This window comes from Chengkuizengella sediminis, assembly GCF_010078385.1.
In the GTDB taxonomy this organism is placed as follows: Bacteria; Bacillota; Bacilli; order Paenibacillales; family KCTC-33759; genus Chengkuizengella; species Chengkuizengella sediminis.
On the sequence record NZ_SIJC01000004.1, the window covers coordinates 219,191 to 236,585 of the forward strand.

Genomic DNA, 17,395 nt, shown 5'->3' on the forward strand with positions numbered 1-17,395 from the left:
CTGGTCTTGTGTTATTATCCTCAGCACTTCAAGACCTTAATTTTGTTAAAATTAAGGGAGATACCAATATAGAAATTAACGCTGTCGCATACGACTCTAGAGAAGTGATAGAAAATAGTATATTTGTAGCTATTTCTGGGTTTGCAGTGGACGGGCATACCTTTATTCAAAAAGCAATCGATATGGGAGCAACAGCGATTATTGTTGAAAAAGACCTCAATATTGAAGGTAATATCACTGTATTAAAAGTGAATAATTCTAGAACTGCATTAGCTAGAATATCATCAAACTTTTATCACCGTCCAACTGAAAAACTAAATATAGTAGGGATTACGGGGACGAATGGTAAAACCTCAATCTCCTACTTTTTAAAATCTATATTTGAGCATGCAGAGCGTTCTGTGGGTCTGATTGGCACAATTGGAACAATGATCAACAATAACGTTGAAAAAAATAAAAATACGACGCCAGAATCACTGAATTTACAACAAATTTTCTCTAAAATGACAAAAGTTGAAACGGATCATTGTATTATGGAAGTCTCATCACATGCTTTAAATTTAAATAGAGTGGCTTACAGTCATTTTAATACTGCTATTTTTACAAATTTATCCCCAGATCATCTAGAATTGCATCATGATATGGAAGAATATTTTGAAGCGAAAGCAAAATTATTCGAACTTGCTAAAGATTACAATATCATCAATGTAGATGATGAATACGGTAAAAGATTAATCCAAATAGTACAAAATTATGATGCAAAGTTACTTACCTATGGTATAGAGAATACTGCTGATATTTATGCTTCAGATATTAAATATTCAGCAAATGGTTCAACTTATATGGTTCACACCCCTAAAGGTTGTATAGAAATCAAAGTAAATTTGCCTGGGGTCATTTATGTGTATAATAGTTTAGCTGCTATCGCTTGTGCTTACAGTAATCAAATACCTTTAGAAATCATCAAAGAAGGTATTCATAAACTAGAAGGAATAAAGGGTAGATTTGAAATTGTTTATCAAAAAAATAATTATAAAATTGTGATCGATTTTGCCCATACTGAAGATGCTTTAAAAAATGCATTACTTACGTTAAAACAGCATGCAAAAGGTAGAATCATAGTTGTGTTTGGAGTTTATGCAGATGCCGGTGAATCAGGCACTGACAAAAGAAAAGCAATGGGACAAGTCGCTGCAAAATATGCAGATTTCTCTATTGTGACATCAGACAACCCTAAGGATCAGGACCCTGATTTAATCATTCAAGATATTGTCCAAGCCATCGAAAAAGAGAGCGGATCAGATACTTATGATGCGGTTATTGATCGAAAAGAAGCCATTAAATATGCCATCGATATCAGTGAAAAAGACGATATCATTCTTATCGCTGGAAAAGGACATGAAACTTCTCAGATTATAGGAAAAACAGAAATCCCATTTAATGAATCAGAGATTGTGCTTGATATTTTAAAAAGTAAAAATCAAGTATTAGAGATATAAAGATACCCAAAAAATTGAATATTTACAACGAAAGGTGATTACTCTATGTGTGGTTTTGTTGGTTTTTCAGACACAAATTTATCTATAGATAGAACAAAAACAATCCAAGATATGATGGATACTATCATTCATAGAGGCCCTGACAGTGGTGGGGTCTTTTCTGATGAAAAAGTAACCTTTGGATTCAGACGATTGATGATTATAGATTTGGTGGAAGAAGCAAATCAGCCTATGTACAATGAAGATGAGAGCTGTGTTCTTATCTTTAATGGTGAAATTTACAATTATCAAGAGTTACGTGATGATCTAGTCAAAAAAGGACATCAATTTATTAGTAAAACAGATAGTGAGGTTATTCTTCATGGTTATGAAGAATACGGCGTTGATATATTACAGAAATTAAGAGGCATGTTTGCATTCGCTATTTGGGACTCCAAAAACGAAACAATGTTTCTAGCAAGAGATTTCTTTGGAATTAAACCTTTGTATTATACTCAAAATACGTCGGATCAATCCTTTATATTTGGCTCAGAAATTAAATCCTTTTTGAAACATCCCAGTTTTAAAAAGGAAATGAATAAGGATGCTCTAAAACCTTATCTTACTTTTCAATATTCCGTTATGGATGAAACTTTTTTCAAAGGCGTATATAAACTTAAACCTGGTCATTATATGTTATATAAAAAGGGAAAGCATGAAATCAAGCCGTTTTGGGATGCCCATTTTTCTGAGAAAGAAAATAGCTTGAATTATTACGTTGAGCAAATTAAAAAAACGTTAGAAGAATCTGTTAAATATCATAAAATCAGCGATGTGAAAGTAGGTTCCTTTTTATCAGGTGGGGTCGACTCAAGTTATATTACTTCCCTTTTAAATCCGAATAAAACGTTCTCTGTTGGCTTTCAAGATCATGAAGGAATATTTAATGAAACCAATCTAGCAAAGGATTTATCAGATATTTTACACATAGAAAATCATAAAAAGATTATCAATGCGGACGAATGTTTTAAAATGTTACCAACCATCCAGTATCATATGGATGAACCACAATCCAATCCTTCGTCGGTTCCCTTATACTTTTTAGCTAAGTTAGCAAGCAAACATGTAACCGTAGTGTTATCTGGTGAAGGTGCGGATGAAATCTTTGGTGGATATGCATGGTATCAAGCGACACCTGCTATGAGTAAATATGAAAGATTACCTTTTTCTATTCGACGCCCTATCTCAAAATTAAGTCAAAAGCTTCCTAGAAATAGAATTACTGCTTTCTTAAAAAAAGGGGGGCAAAAAGTAGAGGAAAAATTTATTGGTCAAGCTAAGGTTTTTGAGGAGAAGGATGCCTTAAGAGTTCTAAAAGAGGATTACAAAAACAGCCCTTCTATCCAAAACATTACTAAAGAAACTTATGATAAAGTAAGTGACAAGGATGATCTTACAAAAATGCAATATGTGGATCTGAAGTTATGGCTCCCAGGTGACATATTGTTAAAAGCAGATAAAATGAGTTCAGCCCATTCCATTGAGCTTCGAGTTCCATTTTTAGATAAAATTGTTATGGAGCTAGCTTCGGAGCTTCCTGCAGAACAACGTGTGAATGAATCAAATACAAAACTTGCGCTAAGAACCGCAGCAAAGGAATCACTACCTGATGAATGGGCAAACCGTCCAAAGGTTGGTTTTCCTGTACCCATCCGGTATTGGTTAAGAGAAGAAAAATACTACAATATCGTAAAAGAAATGTTTCAATCAGACATAACAGAAAAATTTTTTAATATAGATGAACTTATGAGATTTCTTGATGACCATTATACAGAGAAACAAAACAATGCAAGATATATTTGGACAGTATACGTGTTTTTAGTATGGTACAAAAAATTCTTCATAGAGTAAACACCCATATAAGTCACGTCGATGATGAAAACCTCTATTGGACTTTTTGTATTCGATGATTAGGATAAATATGATCAGAGCGGGTAATTCTAAATGCACTAGGGGGATTAAAATTTTGATAAAAACAATAAAACAAATTGTAACAATAATTTTTTTCCTTGTTGTTATGCTTACCCTACTGATCATAGCTGAGCTAGTTAGAGATCATTTATTAAATGCCGATAAAAGCACTGTCAAGCAAGGAACTATTACAATAGTAAATATAGATAACAGCACTGAGTTACCCATAAAAAACACAGAATTTATGTTGATTGACAACAAAGGAAATATCGTTAATGTCTTAGTCACAAACGAAATGGGCAGAGCTTCATCTGAATCATTTAAAGTTGGTTCAAGTTTTACCATTAAACAAAGTAAAATCAACACACCTTACAAGCTAAATGAAAGCACACATCATATTAATATAAAAGAAGAAAATCAGGCTATTATTTCTAAAAATATAATGTTTGATTTTGTTAAAAAAACAGAACAAACAGATGAACTTCAATTAAAAATTACCGAACTTTATTTTCCATTAGAGCCAGTTTTACAAAATCCTGAGCTGCCCCAAGGTTGTGAGATTACATCATTAACGTCTGTGCTCCACTTTTTTGGTCAAGATGTGAACAAAATGGAAATGGCAGAGAAATACTTACCGAAAGAGCCTTTAATCAGAAAAAATAACAAACTATATAGTGCAAATCCATATAAAGCATATGCTGGAGATCCTAGAGATCCGAAAGGAGGTCTTTTTTCATACACACCTCCAATCGTCAAAGCAGCCAATCATTATCTTAAAAGTGTTGGTGGAGATTACAGTGTGATAGATCTAACCAATAGTTCAAGAGAAGAAATTATAGAACAACTAAACAATGGAGTTCCTATTATGATATGGGTAACTATTGATTTGAAGAAACCAAAAATGGATTTTTCATGGTATTTCAATGATACTGGAGAATTTTTTTCTGCACCATCCAATCTGCATGTAATGGTACTACACGGCTATGATCAGAACAATGTGCATGTCATGGATCCTCTAAAGGGAGAAATGATTTATGATGCGAATACATTTTTTGAGAGTTACTATGCACTAGGAAATCATGCTATGATGATTACTAGGGTTGAAGCATCATGAAAACTGTAAATAAAAGTAGGTGAATTTATGGAACATAAAATCTTAGGTGTAATCGGTGGCATGGGACCGAAGGCAACATCTGTTTTTTTTGATAAGGTAGTGGAAAAAACAGATGCACATAAAGACCAAGATCATATTGATATGGTCATACTAAATCATGCTTCTATTCCTGATAGGACAGAAGTTATATTAAAGAAAAAAGAAGAAACTTTTTTAAAAGCCATTCATAAAGATATTAAACTGCTTGAATTAGCAGAGGTTGATCATATAGCTATCCCCTGTAATACTTCACACTATTTCTATGAAGATCTTCAAGAAATGACCGATATTGATATTATCCATATGGTTGACGAAACGGTTAAAAAAATATTTGAAACCTATGGAGCAAATAGTAAGGTTGGAATTATGGCCACAAATGGAACCATAAGCAGTGGAATCTATGAAAAAAGTGCGAAAAAATTCAACATAGACTTAAATGTGCCCAATCAAGCCCTTCAAGATCAAATCATGAAGATCATCTATAACGATATAAAAAATGACTTAACAGCGGATACTAATGAGATCGAAGCTATCATCCATGATTTTATTTTTGAACAGGATTGTAGTTGTGTAATCCTTGCTTGTACTGAATTCTCTGTAATTACGTTAAGTGATGAAGTTCAAAATTACTGTGTTGATGCGATGGATGTACTTGTGGAGAGGTCTATAGAGTTATCTGGTAAACAGTTGAAGAGTTTGCAGCAAAACAATTCGAATGCTGCGATTATTTGAACTCGTTTAAGCAAAACTTAAACGAGTTCACTAGATCACGTTAATGAAGAAAAAAGTTGCCCTTCAAACAGGCTACATCCACTTGAAGGGCAACCACAAAAATTTACTTATTGTTTTCTTTGCAGATTATATCAAATCAGACTTTTCAAGGAGCCTCTGAATCATGACGGCAACCTCTGCTCTTGTAATATAAGCAGTTGGTGCTAGTTCAGATTCATTTATACCTGATATGCTATTGATCACTTTCACCGTAAAGGTGTACTCCATTCCACCCTCAAGTCCTGTAATCGTGATCGTGCTCTATGTTCCTGTTTCCTTTACATTTCCCTCTGCATCTATCACCTCATAACCTGTGATTTCACTTCCTCCATTATCAGTCACACTCACTTTTTACTTTCTTTTTTTATTTGAAAATAATCTAATTAGAAATCCATCTTTCAACATTCGTCTGGCCATACAAGTTGTCTCCAACTGCAATGATCACTTCATTCGATTTGAGTCCTACGGTATGGTAATATCCTGCGGAGACTTGCACAACATTTGTCCATTTAGATACATCAATTTGGAAAGAAGCACTTCTACCAACTGTGACCACGGTTCAGTCCGATTTTAAACCTATAGTATGGAAGACCCCTGCAGAAACCTGCAATATATCTGTCCAATCTGCTACATTGGTTTGAGAATAGGTGTTATTTCCTACCGCTACCACCGATCCATCTGCGCGAACGGTTCCATCTGATTTCTACCGTATGTTCTCCCCCTGCTGAAATACGGGCTGGATTAAAATCTGAACTACAAAGTAATCTTTCACTTGGTGATGCTGCTCTTGGTAATAAGTTCACATTCATTTCCTGTTTCACACTTCTCTCTCCTCACATATTTATTTCATTCAAGTCACGTAAGTTTGCAAAAATATACATTTCTTCTCCGCCCATGTAGTGTGAATTTCACTATGTTTTATTTGAAAATAACGGATATATTCCAATTATAAATAAACGGTTCTTCCAAAAAACTCACAAAAGTCTGGTTTGAGAGTTGAAACCCTTGGTATTATCACGAAAATTTTATTAAATGGAATTATTTTGTATACCATGATGGAGTTTTTTTTGATGGTTTCATGGCACAAAAAAAGCAGAGAATGGTTGCTTCATTCCCTGCTTTTTCTAATGGATCAATCAAGGTTTGTAAATTTGAAAAAAGACTTGTTTGGGGAGCAGGGTGTTTTATGTGATAGTGTAAGTGCACTTGATTTTTAACTTATATAATTGTAGACGATACAATACATTATTCAGAAAAACCTACTGGTTTTCATTTATTACCTTATCCTGTTACTAATATTCTATCGTAGGTTGCTTCTTGATATTTTAAAGAGACTTTATATATCGAGATACAGAACAAAGCGTAGTTGGTTTTGGATAAACCAATATGCTTTATATCCCGTGTAATCTCAATGAATTACGAATAAAAAGATGATTTTTTAAATAATACTCTAATATTTGATAAAAATTTGTATTCTACCATTCATAAACCTTGATTTTGAAACTTGTACCATCAAAAATGAAACAAAATTTCATCCATTATATTCCAGAAAGGGAAGCGGGCGTTATGCAGAATACAACGTATTACAATGTGAGATATCCTATCAGTAATAAATCTAAAATCTCTTACTTTATTAAAATAGGTGAAGATCATGAATCCTACTTAGGGGCTGCTTATGAGAATGCGATTCTATTGTGGGGAGATCACCTAGAAGATTATATAGAATTTGAAAAAACTGATGAAGAATCCATGGCAAATTTGATCTTGGATACAGAATATGATGAAGATTATACAAAGAATTGTGTAGGAATAACTTCATTTCTTTTTGATCTCAGTAAAGAAGAAGTAATCCACACTAGTTATTGTAAATTTAATTTGTATTATGAAAATCATTTTAATGATACTCAACTGGATGCAATAGCAATGCATTTAATAGGACATTCACTAAGTTTAGGCTACAGTATTTATAAAAGAGAATCTGTTATGTATCCATACACAAAGGATGAAGAAGGTGAATTTTCACTTGCATATGTTCCTACCCAATTTGATGTTGATTCTTGTATAAAATTATACAGCTCTTTTCCTGGAGATGCCACAGGAGGATATTCTCCTAAATATGAACTACAATTATGGTATATTCAGCCTGAAATCGAATTAAACTTGACTAGAGATAACGCATAGTAAAAATATTAATTTTATATAACCATAAGTGAATTTTCACTTGTGGTTTTTTGTTTGCGAGTCATTCAGCCTAGCTGATGTCTTGAAAGAAACCTATGTTACCTTCCCTTTAACAAATCAATATTGCACAAAAATCGAGTTTAAATATTACACTCAAAATTATTGGAATGATTTCTCTGAATGATTGCTTTTCAATATCTGAAAGAGACTTTATAGATCGAGACGCAAAACAAAGCATAACTGATTTGGGATAGATCAATATGCTGTATATCCCGTTGTGATCTCAATAAAAAACCATATAGGAGTTGTTTTAAATGAAATATAATTTAAACATTGGATTTGATGAGAAAGATTTGGAAAACATTTATAATGCAAACCAAAAGGTGCTATTAATTAAGGAGTCACCCGGTCATGGTCCTGTTGCTTGGGTTACTTTTGATCCGTTTCAAAAAAATCAAGTGAGTTGGATTGAAAGTTATGATGTTTACGCATCGACGCACCAATCTCAAGAAGGAGCTACGATTGATAAAATGTCTGAAAGAGATGCCATTGGTGGTTATGTGTATGATTTTGGTACTGGCATATTCAAACATAATCCAGGTGAAAAAACAAGTAAGGGCTCGTATAAGGTAATGAATACAACAACAGAAAACCTTACGTTTGGTTTAGCACAAAGTGTTAAAGTTAATGGGAACGAATCTTTTGGTGCTCCGATTAACGCTACTACCGTGCTTGCAGGACAAGATGCTACTTTTACACCTCATGAAAAAGTTAAAATTTTTCTACAATCTAACGTAGAAAACGGACAAGTTTTATCTACAGTTTCCAGTAAAATCTACACTGCAGATTTTGGTGGTGTTGGAGATGCTATATCTGTTAAATATGATGGAGTGACAGGACAATTTATAGAAGTTTAAGGAATCTTATCATTTTCAATTAGGATTTTAAGGATTTAATTCTATTAATAATATAAAAGAAGGGGATGTTTTTTATGGGATTTACAGGAGAGCAATTTAAGTGTAGTCAAATTCCTTATGTAATTGCTGATAATAATTCAATTGGATACTGGAGTCGAGCAATTCAATTATGGAATCAAAGTACGAATGTAACATTATATGAATTTGAGGGTGATGATCAAGAACGACCAACAGGATGTCTCATTTTAGGGGCAGCTGACCTCAAAGATGAGCTCGAAGGTGATGTTATTACTTTGTACAATGATGACTTAGAGGATTACGATATTGCTTCATGTATATTAAATACTTGTTATATGAAAATTTATAATGAACAGACAATTATAAATTTAGCTGTGCATTTGCTTGGTTATGTTATGGGATTAGAACCTGAAGATATTGGAGAAGATACAATTATGAGAAAACGTGCTATAAATAGAGCTAGTTTTTTGGGACCTCAAGAGATAGATATAGTCAGCATAAATTATTTATACTCTCAGGTTTAACTGCACCCCCCATTTAAGGGAAATAAGGAGGGATTAAATGAAATATACAAGCTTGAAAATTAACAATGAAGATGATTATAAAGTTGAAATTGAAGAAAACGGGTCCGATGTCACATTAACATTTACTAGATCTGAGCATTCAAGTTATGTAAGTATACATTATTATGTGAATGATGATAAAGAAAACCAACAAAACATTGAATTACAAGGCAACAATGGAACATGGATTCATACCATCAAAGATTTAGAAAAAGATAGTCATCTTTACTATTCATATACGTATAAAAAGCTTGTAGATGTTGGCTATGATACTAAATTCATTAAATATGAAATTGGAGCATCGTAAGTGTGAATGATATCGTAAAGATAACAAAACAATCTCCCTAATCGTATTCGGTCTTGATAATGAGAAGGCATCAGATAATACTTTTCTAATGAGATATCGACTATCTTATATTTAGAATTAGATGCCGCGAGACTCATTATCAAGACGAATACGTTGTTTGTGTATACATACACAAATATTCTGATCTTCCACTAATAACCACAACATTTCCTCTTCATGATGTTTCAATTTTTTTCTTTTGCTCCTTAACCAATCAATGAATAATGATTTATCACTTTTTAATATTTTCTAATTGGGTTGCTTTTCGATATCTGAAAGAGACTTTATAGATCGAGACACAAAACAAAGCATAACTGATTTGGGATAGATCAATATGCTGTATATCCATTGTGATCTCAATAAAAAACCATATAGGAGTTGTATTAAATGAAATATAATTTAAACATTGGGTTTGATGAAAAAGATTTGGAAAACATTTATAATGCAAACCAAAAGGTGCTATTAATTAAGGAGTCACCCGGCCATGGTCCTGTTGCTTGGGTTACTTTTGATCCGTTTCAAAAAAATCAAGTGAATTGGATTGAAAGTTATGATGTTTACGCATCGACGCACCAATCTCAAGAAGGAGCTACGATTGATAAAATGTCTGAAAGAGATGCAGTTGGTGGTTGTGTGTATGATTTTGGAAATGGCATATTCAAACATAATCCAGGCGAAAAAACAAGTAAAGGTTCGTATAAGGTAATGAATACAACAACAGAAAATCTCACGTTTGGTTTGGCACAAAGTGTTAAAGTTAATGGGAACGAATCTTTTGGTGCTCCGATTAACGCTACTACTGTACTTGCTGGACAAGATGCTACTTTTATACCTCATGAAAAAGTTAAAATCTTTCTACAATCTAACGTAGAAAACGGACAAGTTTTATCTACAGTTTCCAGTAAAATTTACACTGCAGATTTTGGTGGTGTTGAAGATGCTATATCTGTTAAATATGATGGAGTGACAGGACAATTTATAGAAGTTTAGTAATTTAATGAGACAAGTTCTTGAAAAATAGGATAATCTATATTTGCTGAATAGGTGGTTTAAGTTCATATTTAAAAAATATGAACTTGACCACCTATTTAAAAGAAACTATAGAGAAGTAAAATAGATAATTTCAACAACAAGGTATATACAATTAAACAATAGTTTACATACATACAATCAATATAAAAAAGGGAGTAATTTCATGCCATTAACAGGTAAAAGGTTTCCAAATAACATAATTCATTACTGTTATAAAGGAGATAGTAAAAAAACTAAAGATTCATTTTTAAGAGCTGCTTCCATTTGGAATGAAACAACGAATGTAGAATTATTTGAGCATGAAAACAGTAGTTTTGTTCTATTTGAAGAAGATTTATCTTCAGATCAAGAAGGAATCTTTATTATTAATAAACAGTGTACTGATAATTTAATATTAGAGGCTCAATTAAAAATTAATAGTAAATATTCGCAACTATATAATGAAGAAGCATCTATAAATTTAGCTTTACATTTGTTTGGTTATGTTATGGGATTACAACAGCTTCATAAACATGGTATTCATGAATCAATTATGATAAGAAATGTTTTTAACAGATTTAAATTCAAAATTCCTCAACGTATTGATACTGAAGAAATAGATCTGTTATATGCAAAATAGATGATTATGAATCAAATTCTATAGAATAGACACTTTGAAAAAAGTGATATGCTCCCCTTTAAGTAGATAGATTAAAAAGTAAAATCTGGCTACCTAAAGGGGAGTGTTTTGTGGCTAAAAGAAGTTTTTCTCACTCTATGGCAAAAGGAAGATCTACAACATGAGAAGAACGAATTGACATTGTTTTGTACTGTCTAACTAACGATAAAGATTAATTGAAAACATCAGAAATTTATGAAGTCTCCTATCAACAAGTTTAGCAATGGACTTAAAAAAGATGACCCCTGTTACAGAGATCATCTTCTTAAGTCAGCATAGTCTTTTTTTAAAAAAAATCTCATTTACAAAAGGTACACTTTAATCATGATATTCCTTTTTTAATAAATCCATAAGTGATTCTCCATCTTCAAAATGTCCTGAAGATATTTTTTTTATTATCGATTCTACTAAAATTTGTTGTAAATCATCTCTTTCGTTGCTGTTAGTTTGCTGTAAAACTGATTTTATTTTTGGATACAAAATATCTAAAACAGCTAGTATCTTCTCTTCTGTATTTTCTAACAATGTATATCACCCTTATATTTATAATTTTATCTGCAGCTTTTTTTATATTTTCTTTATTTTAATTCTAGAAATATAAGTATCTTCAAACATCAAAATCTTTTCTCAATTTCTTGATAGCAGTACTTCTTGTCTTCGAAATAGATTGCCTAGTTACGTTTAATTCATTTGCAATTTCGATGTCTTTCATTTCTTTCATGTAATAGAAATAAAGAACTTTTTTTTGTTGATTAGTGAGTTTATTTATTGCGTTACTTAGTCGTTCATTTTTTACAAAATCATAGAGTGATATATCCATTTCATCTATATTAATTTGAGATTTTTCATCTTCTATATTGTCTAAGAACGTGTTGTTTCCACCCTCAATACTCCTATCTAAAATTAATTGGAATCTTTGTTGAAGTTTTCTGTACTTAATGTCGTGTTTTATAGCTTTAAAATGTAAATACGTATTGAAATAATTTAAAATCCGAACTTTGTAGTAATATTCTTTGAAGCTATCTTCTAGTTGTGTAATGTATAATGGATCTTCAGTTCTGAGGTACTCTTCATATCGTAACTTGTATTTTTTTTCCTTGAAAAATCTCTTTAAAATTGGGTTTTTGATATTATTTAATGTTATTTTCATATAAATTAATCCTTTTTTTTAAAATATAATAAAAATATAGGTTTCATTTAACTAGAGGTATAGAAGCTTATATATGTAAGAAACATACCCTTGTATTAGAAAGTGCATAACATCTATCTAATCAATGTTTTAAAGCAATACTATCTTTGGTCAGATATTTTGTGCTTCCCCCCAATCTGCTTTCCTTAGTAGATGTACAAATTAAATTTGATTTAAATACAAAAAAAGAGAGAAAAGTTTTTCTCCCTTTTTAAAGTCCTTTCATATGTAAATAAAGCAATAAATAAAGAAAAATTTTCTTTATTTAAGAACTTTTTACCTATTTTTTAAACTAATGATAATCATTAACTATGTCCTAGAAGTTGGAAAACAAAGGGGGAAATTGCTGCTCAATACATTCTTCAAATACGTTTGTAAGTGTTTGAATTTTTTATAGACATTTATTAAAATACACACTTTTTAACAAAAGAGTGTAAATACATGAGTGAAATAATATGGTGGGAGTAACCAAAAAACCGATCACGGTTACAGGACTTGAGGATGGACAGATAAACCTGGTATGAAAGCAGTAACAGGGCCGACAGAATGTAGGATTGAAAAATATACATTTCTTCTTCGCCCATGTAGTGTGAATTTCACTACGTTTTATTTGAAAATATCGAATATTCCAATTATAAATAACGGTTCTCCCAAAAAACTCACAAAAGTCTGATTTGAGAGTTCAATCCCTTAGTATTATCACGAAAATTTTATTAAATGGAATTATTTTGTATACCATGATGGAATGTTTTTTGATGGTTTCATGGCACAAAAAAACAGAAAATGATTGCATCATTCCCTGCTTTTTCTAATGGAAATGGATCAATTAAGATTTGTAAATTTGGAAGGTGATCATCCACAACTAGGATTCGGTAGTCACCTTACCACTTCTTTCTTGTTCAGCAGTTTCATTATTCACAGCCGTTACAACATGTAAGCCATTGAATAGGTCGGTGCTGACTTTTCCAAAATCACTAAGCTACTCTTCATGAAGGATCTGAAACATTGTGTATGCAACTTCAACTAAAAATTCACGTGTTGCATATAGCCTATAATTTTCTCGCTCTTTTATAAGCTCCCATTTGATTGCGGCAGCTACGTATTTCTCAGCCCAGCCGCTTACATTTTTAGAATCTACCTTTCCGTTTCCATTGATTTCTAATCCGTTAACAAAGACATATCCTTCTACTAGCATCTTAATAAACTGTTCTATCGTTACTTTTCCAGTAGGGTCGAACTTATGATTACCCACTCCATTTATAATTCCGACTTTAGAAGCTGCTTCGATATATTTATAAGACCATCTACTTTTTGATATATCTGTAAAGTCTGCATCTTCAAATGAGTCTGTTAAATCTAACCCAAACAATAAAGCGATAATTTTTGCTGCTTGTTCTCTTGTCATGTGATCTTCTAAATGGGGTAACCCATCGGTATAACCACTAAAAATGCCTAATGTTTTTAATTCTTCAAATTTTTGATCTGTTGTTTTTTCTACTATAGTTTCATCTTCTGTATCTTGATCCCCAGTATCTTTATCATTTGAACCCCCTCGGTTCTCACTCCTTTTTATCTTAGAGAATGTTATCTCCGAGATGTTACCTGCATGATCCTCAACTATTAACTTATAAGTAGCATTAGTATAAATGGAATCCCCTAATTTAAAACTTACTTCTATACCGTTTTGCAACAAAGTGACCATTGCGATTCCCTCATCTTCTGAATTTGGTATAATGGTTCCGGTATAAGCTCTCCCATCTAATACCCCCGTAATGATTGGCGCGGTTTTATCGATTTTTATCGTGCGAGTTTCTTTTGATTCATTCCCCGCCTCATCTACTGCTCTAAACCCAATTTCATATGTGCCCTCCTTATTAAATATTAAAGGTTCTTTATATTCATTCCAGCTCCAGACTTCTCCAGCAGAACTTTCAAATAAATTAGAAGGGTCTCCCCAGCCAAGCTGACCTAAACCATTAAATCCCCACGAGTACACCATTCCGTCACTCGCTATTACTACCGTATGAAAACCTCCTGCCGATACTTGTTCTACGGTTTTCCCTCCTGGATCAGACACTGCTTGAGGCAATGTACTCTGATCAGTCTTACCGTCTCCCAGCTGACTAAAGTTGTTTTCCCCCCACGTATACAAAGTTCCATCACTCGTTAATGCCGACGTATAATTAGCTCCTGCTGACACTTGGTTCATTGTTTCTGCTTCTATGCTCGTTACAACTTTTGGTGTTCGTTGTGGAATTCCTCCAGATGTTTCATATCCCAGCTGACCAAGTTGGTTTCTCCCCCACGTATACACCTTTCCATCACTATCTATTACTGCAATATGCTCACCGCCTGCCGATACTTGTTCTATGGTTTTTCCTGATAAACTCATTACTTCTTGCGGCGTTGTTTGATTTTCAGTTATAGCGTCTCCCAGTCCTAACTGACCAAATTCGTTATTCCCCCACGTGTACACCGTTCCATCACTCGCTAGTGCTACCGTATAATCAATTCCTACTGACACTTGTTCTATGGTTTTTCCTTCTGGAATAGAGACTTCTTGTGGTATAAGTTCATATTCTTCAGTTGTTTCGTACCCCAGCTGACCAAATTCGTTACTCCCCCACGTATACACTTTTCCGTTACTTGCAATTGCCACTGTGTGTAAACCACCTGCTGATACTTGTTCTATGGTTTTTCCCACTAGACTGGTTAATTCTTGCGGTGAATTATTATTTTCAGTTGCACCATCTCCTAGCTGACCAAATTCGTTATACCCCCACGTATACACCGTCCCATCACTTGACAAGACCGCTGTGTGAAATACTCCTGACGACACTTGTTCTATGGTTTTTCCTTCTGAAATAGAGACTTCTTGTGGTATAAGTCCATATATTTCCGTTGTTTCGTATCCCAGTTGACCAAATTCGTTGCCACCCCACGTATACACCTTTCCGTTACTCGCTATTGCCACCGTATGCAACCATCCTGCTGACACTTGTACCCCGAGCTCTAACCAAGATATGTCGGAAATACCACTCATTTCATCTGTTCCATTCAAGTTCACGGTAATCGTCTGGTTTGTTGCTGTCCCATCCTCATAAGCTTCCCCATCTGCTTTTAACATTTCCACTTCCAAGGTAGGTGGTGTATGGTCCAGTGAAAAGACTTCTTTAGGAGAAGGTTCTGTTGTCTGAGCACTGTCTCCCAGCCCCAACTGACCCCATGAATTCAATCCCCACATATACACCTTTCCATCACTCGCTAATGCTGCTGTACTATAGCCACTTCCTGCTGACACCTGTGTAATAATTGCTCCTTCATTAACTTCTACAATGATCTTTTGTGGCTCATTTTTTTGTTCAGATGTACCGTCTCCCAGCTGACCATAAAAGTTCCACCCCCACGTATATACCGTTCCATCACTCGCTAGTGCTACAGTATGTAAACCTCCTGCTGACACCTCCTGGATCATTGCTCCTTCATTAACTCCTACCGTAATTTCTTGTGGCTCATTTTTTTGTTCAGTTGTATTATCCCCCAGCTGGCCAGTGCTATTATTCCCCCATGTATACACCGTTCCATCGCTCACTAAGGCTACAGTATGTAAACCTCCTGCTGACACTTTTTCAACAGTTTTTTCCACTAGACTTGTTACTTCTTGAGGTATATCTTGATAATCTCCCGTAGTTTGGTATCCTAACTGACCAGATTCGTTATTCCCCCACGTATACACCGTTCCATCATTCGCTAAGGCGACCGTGTGCAAACCTCCTGCTGACACCTCCTGGATCATTGCTCCGTCATTAACTTCTACCGTAATCTCTTGTGGTTCATTCTTTTGTTCAATTGTATCATCTCCCAGTTGACCATATTCATTTTCCCCCCATGTATACACCGTTCCATCACTCGCTAATACTACCGTGTGATATCGTCCCGTGGTCACTTGTGTGATCATTACGCCATCATTGACTTCTATCGTGATTTCTTGCGGCTCATTTTTTTGTTCAGTTGTATTATCTCCCAGCTGACCAGTGCTGTTATTCCCCCATGTAAACACCGTTCCTTCACTATCTAATGCCACCGTGTGTGAAGCTCCTGCTGACACTTGTATAATTGTTTTTCCTGAAAGATTCTCTACTTTTTGTGGTCTATTTATTTCCTCCCCAACACCGTCTCCTAGCCCCAGTTGGCCAAATTCGTTATTCCCCCATGTATACACCTTTCCTTCACTATCTAATGCTACTGTGTGATTATCTCCGAGCGAAATTTGTGTCATGACATCATAATCGGATTTTAGTAGATCTAACGAACTTGATAAAGCTAAAGGAATAAATACCTTCCCTACTTCAGGAATATCTACTACTTCATTAAAGTCATCCATTGCTTCTTGTAGGGTATTTTCTGCTTCTACTATTTCTTCCGATGCATAGGTTCCTATGTCATCTAATATCTCTTCTGCTGCTGCGATTGCTCCTTGTAATGCAGTTCTTGCTTCTGATGCGGCTTCTCCTTCTTCACTTCCTGTTGGATGAGCTTCTAGCATTTGGTTTGCTTCGTCAATTTTTGTTTGTAAGCTGTTCGTTTCTTCTGTAGATTCTTCCTCGAAGTCTACTTCTTCTAGTAATTCTTCTTCGACTTCGACAAACACTTCTTCCTTAAATGTATCTATTGCTTCCTGCAAGGCCTTTTCTGACTCTGTTATAACTTCAATCACTTCATCTTCTGCAACCGCTTCTGCTGTTTCAATCGCTGCTTGTAATGCTGCTCTTGCTCCTGCTGATGCTTGCCCATCTTCACTTCCTTCTGGATAAGCTTCTAATAATAATTTCGCTATGGTTATCTGTACTTGTAAGTCGCTCTCCTCTTCCAATGCGATTTCTTCATTTTGAACAGAAATCGGGCTTTCATTTCCAAAAGCAATACTGAGATTACTAAAGAGCATCATGAATATAAGTACCCACATTGTCCATTTTTGAGTTCTTCTCTTCTTTAACATCCAAACACTTCCTTATAATCTGTACCATGTTCTACATGTACATCATATTGAGTTTTGTTCATTTCTAGCGCTAGACTTATGTCTTTATTTATTGTTAGTTCACTTAAGTTTGCATTAGC

The 17,395-nt window shown here is 34.1% G+C and carries 17 protein-coding genes; 11 read left to right on the plus strand and 6 right to left on the minus strand.

Going from position 1 to position 17,395, the window contains the following annotated elements; translation table 11 throughout:
* Positions 1–8 precede the first annotated feature (8 nt).
* From EPK97_RS10355 to cuyB, 4 genes are all read left to right on the plus strand, one after another.
* Positions 9–1,499 (plus strand): UDP-N-acetylmuramoyl-L-alanyl-D-glutamate--2,6-diaminopimelate ligase, encoded by a 1,491-nt coding sequence (locus EPK97_RS10355; RefSeq protein WP_162036547.1) that lies wholly within the window; start codon positions 9–11, stop codon positions 1,497–1,499.
* Between the two features lie 45 nt (positions 1,500–1,544).
* A complete protein-coding gene (gene asnB, locus EPK97_RS10360; RefSeq protein WP_162036548.1) occupies positions 1,545–3,389 on the plus strand; it encodes an asparagine synthase (glutamine-hydrolyzing) in 1,845 nt (614 codons plus the stop codon).
* A 115-nt stretch (positions 3,390–3,504) separates the two neighbouring features.
* Positions 3,505–4,563, plus strand: coding sequence for a C39 family peptidase (locus tag EPK97_RS10365; protein WP_162036549.1), 1,059 nt, complete (start codon positions 3,505–3,507; stop codon positions 4,561–4,563).
* Positions 4,564–4,590: 27 nt separating this feature from the next.
* Positions 4,591–5,334 carry a cysteate racemase gene (gene cuyB / locus EPK97_RS10370; RefSeq protein ID WP_162036550.1) on the plus strand — a complete coding sequence of 248 codons (744 nt, stop codon included), beginning with the start codon at positions 4,591–4,593 and terminating at the stop codon, positions 5,332–5,334.
* 126 nt (positions 5,335–5,460) lie between these two features.
* On the opposite strand, the gene EPK97_RS22210 is transcribed toward cuyB, so the two are convergent.
* From EPK97_RS22210 to EPK97_RS21835, 3 genes are all read right to left on the minus strand, one after another.
* Positions 5,461–5,583 carry a hypothetical protein gene (locus EPK97_RS22210; protein WP_276609491.1) on the minus strand — a complete coding sequence of 41 codons (123 nt, stop codon included), beginning with the start codon at positions 5,581–5,583 and terminating at the stop codon, positions 5,461–5,463.
* 169 nt (positions 5,584–5,752) lie between these two features.
* Positions 5,753–5,929 (minus strand): RCC1 domain-containing protein, encoded by a 177-nt coding sequence (locus tag EPK97_RS22400; protein ID WP_338075689.1) that lies wholly within the window; start codon positions 5,927–5,929, stop codon positions 5,753–5,755.
* Positions 5,930–6,023: 94 nt separating this feature from the next.
* Positions 6,024–6,194, minus strand: a complete 171-nt coding sequence (locus EPK97_RS21835) for a hypothetical protein (protein ID WP_240903773.1) — start codon at positions 6,192–6,194, stop codon at positions 6,024–6,026.
* Between the two features lie 249 nt (positions 6,195–6,443).
* Between EPK97_RS21835 and EPK97_RS10380 the strand changes: the two genes are divergently transcribed.
* From EPK97_RS10380 to EPK97_RS10410, 7 genes are all read left to right on the plus strand, one after another.
* Positions 6,444–6,590 carry a hypothetical protein gene (locus EPK97_RS10380; RefSeq protein WP_162036551.1) on the plus strand — a complete coding sequence of 49 codons (147 nt, stop codon included), beginning with the start codon at positions 6,444–6,446 and terminating at the stop codon, positions 6,588–6,590.
* A gap of 349 nt (positions 6,591–6,939) precedes the next feature.
* Positions 6,940–7,554 (plus strand): matrixin family metalloprotease, encoded by a 615-nt coding sequence (locus EPK97_RS10385; RefSeq protein WP_162036552.1) that lies wholly within the window; start codon positions 6,940–6,942, stop codon positions 7,552–7,554.
* 314 nt (positions 7,555–7,868) lie between these two features.
* Positions 7,869–8,471 (plus strand): hypothetical protein, encoded by a 603-nt coding sequence (locus EPK97_RS10390; protein WP_162036553.1) that lies wholly within the window; start codon positions 7,869–7,871, stop codon positions 8,469–8,471.
* 74 nt (positions 8,472–8,545) lie between these two features.
* The gene (locus tag EPK97_RS10395) at positions 8,546–9,013 is read left to right on the plus strand and encodes a hypothetical protein (RefSeq protein WP_162036554.1); all 468 of its coding nucleotides are present in this window, start codon (positions 8,546–8,548) and stop codon (positions 9,011–9,013) included.
* Between the two features lie 37 nt (positions 9,014–9,050).
* On the plus strand, positions 9,051–9,359 hold the full coding sequence (locus EPK97_RS10400; protein ID WP_162036555.1) for a hypothetical protein: 309 nt from the start codon (positions 9,051–9,053) through the stop codon (positions 9,357–9,359).
* Between the two features lie 426 nt (positions 9,360–9,785).
* Positions 9,786–10,388, plus strand: coding sequence for a hypothetical protein (locus EPK97_RS10405; RefSeq protein WP_162036556.1), 603 nt, complete (start codon positions 9,786–9,788; stop codon positions 10,386–10,388).
* Between the two features lie 205 nt (positions 10,389–10,593).
* Positions 10,594–11,049 carry a protein kinase family protein gene (locus EPK97_RS10410; RefSeq protein WP_162036557.1) on the plus strand — a complete coding sequence of 152 codons (456 nt, stop codon included), beginning with the start codon at positions 10,594–10,596 and terminating at the stop codon, positions 11,047–11,049.
* Between the two features lie 357 nt (positions 11,050–11,406).
* Here EPK97_RS10410 and EPK97_RS10415 read toward each other — a convergent pair whose 3' ends face one another.
* The 3 genes from EPK97_RS10415 to EPK97_RS10425 form a co-directional block, all read right to left on the minus strand.
* On the minus strand, positions 11,407–11,613 hold the full coding sequence (locus tag EPK97_RS10415; protein WP_162036558.1) for a hypothetical protein: 207 nt from the start codon (positions 11,611–11,613) through the stop codon (positions 11,407–11,409).
* Positions 11,614–11,695: 82 nt separating this feature from the next.
* A complete protein-coding gene (locus tag EPK97_RS10420; protein ID WP_162036559.1) occupies positions 11,696–12,238 on the minus strand; it encodes a sigma-70 family RNA polymerase sigma factor in 543 nt (180 codons plus the stop codon).
* Between the two features lie 1,018 nt (positions 12,239–13,256).
* Positions 13,257–17,276, minus strand: a complete 4,020-nt coding sequence (locus EPK97_RS10425) for an RCC1 domain-containing protein (protein WP_162036560.1) — start codon at positions 17,274–17,276, stop codon at positions 13,257–13,259.
* Positions 17,277–17,395 lie beyond the last annotated feature (119 nt).

What these genes read in the sequence shown, in the direction of transcription:
- EPK97_RS10390 (WP_162036553.1), top strand. Translation starts at nt 7,869, where the DNA reads ATGAAATATAATTTAAACATTGGATTTGATGAGAAAGATTTGGAAAAC.
- EPK97_RS10405 (WP_162036556.1), top strand. Translation starts at nt 9,786, where the DNA reads ATGAAATATAATTTAAACATTGGGTTTGATGAAAAAGATTTGGAAAAC.
- cuyB (WP_162036550.1), top strand. Translation starts at nt 4,591, where the DNA reads ATGGAACATAAAATCTTAGGTGTAATCGGTGGCATGGGACCGAAGGCA.
- EPK97_RS10395 (WP_162036554.1), top strand. Translation starts at nt 8,546, where the DNA reads ATGGGATTTACAGGAGAGCAATTTAAGTGTAGTCAAATTCCTTATGTA.
- EPK97_RS10400 (WP_162036555.1), top strand. Translation starts at nt 9,051, where the DNA reads ATGAAATATACAAGCTTGAAAATTAACAATGAAGATGATTATAAAGTT.
- EPK97_RS10380 (WP_162036551.1), top strand. Translation starts at nt 6,444, where the DNA reads ATGGTTTCATGGCACAAAAAAAGCAGAGAATGGTTGCTTCATTCCCTG.
- EPK97_RS10385 (WP_162036552.1), top strand. Translation starts at nt 6,940, where the DNA reads ATGCAGAATACAACGTATTACAATGTGAGATATCCTATCAGTAATAAA.
- EPK97_RS10410 (WP_162036557.1), top strand. Translation starts at nt 10,594, where the DNA reads ATGCCATTAACAGGTAAAAGGTTTCCAAATAACATAATTCATTACTGT.
- EPK97_RS10420 (WP_162036559.1), bottom strand. Translation starts at nt 12,238, where the DNA reads ATGAAAATAACATTAAATAATATCAAAAACCCAATTTTAAAGAGATTT.
- EPK97_RS10425 (WP_162036560.1), bottom strand. Translation starts at nt 17,276, where the DNA reads ATGTTAAAGAAGAGAAGAACTCAAAAATGGACAATGTGGGTACTTATA.
- asnB (WP_162036548.1), top strand. Translation starts at nt 1,545, where the DNA reads ATGTGTGGTTTTGTTGGTTTTTCAGACACAAATTTATCTATAGATAGA.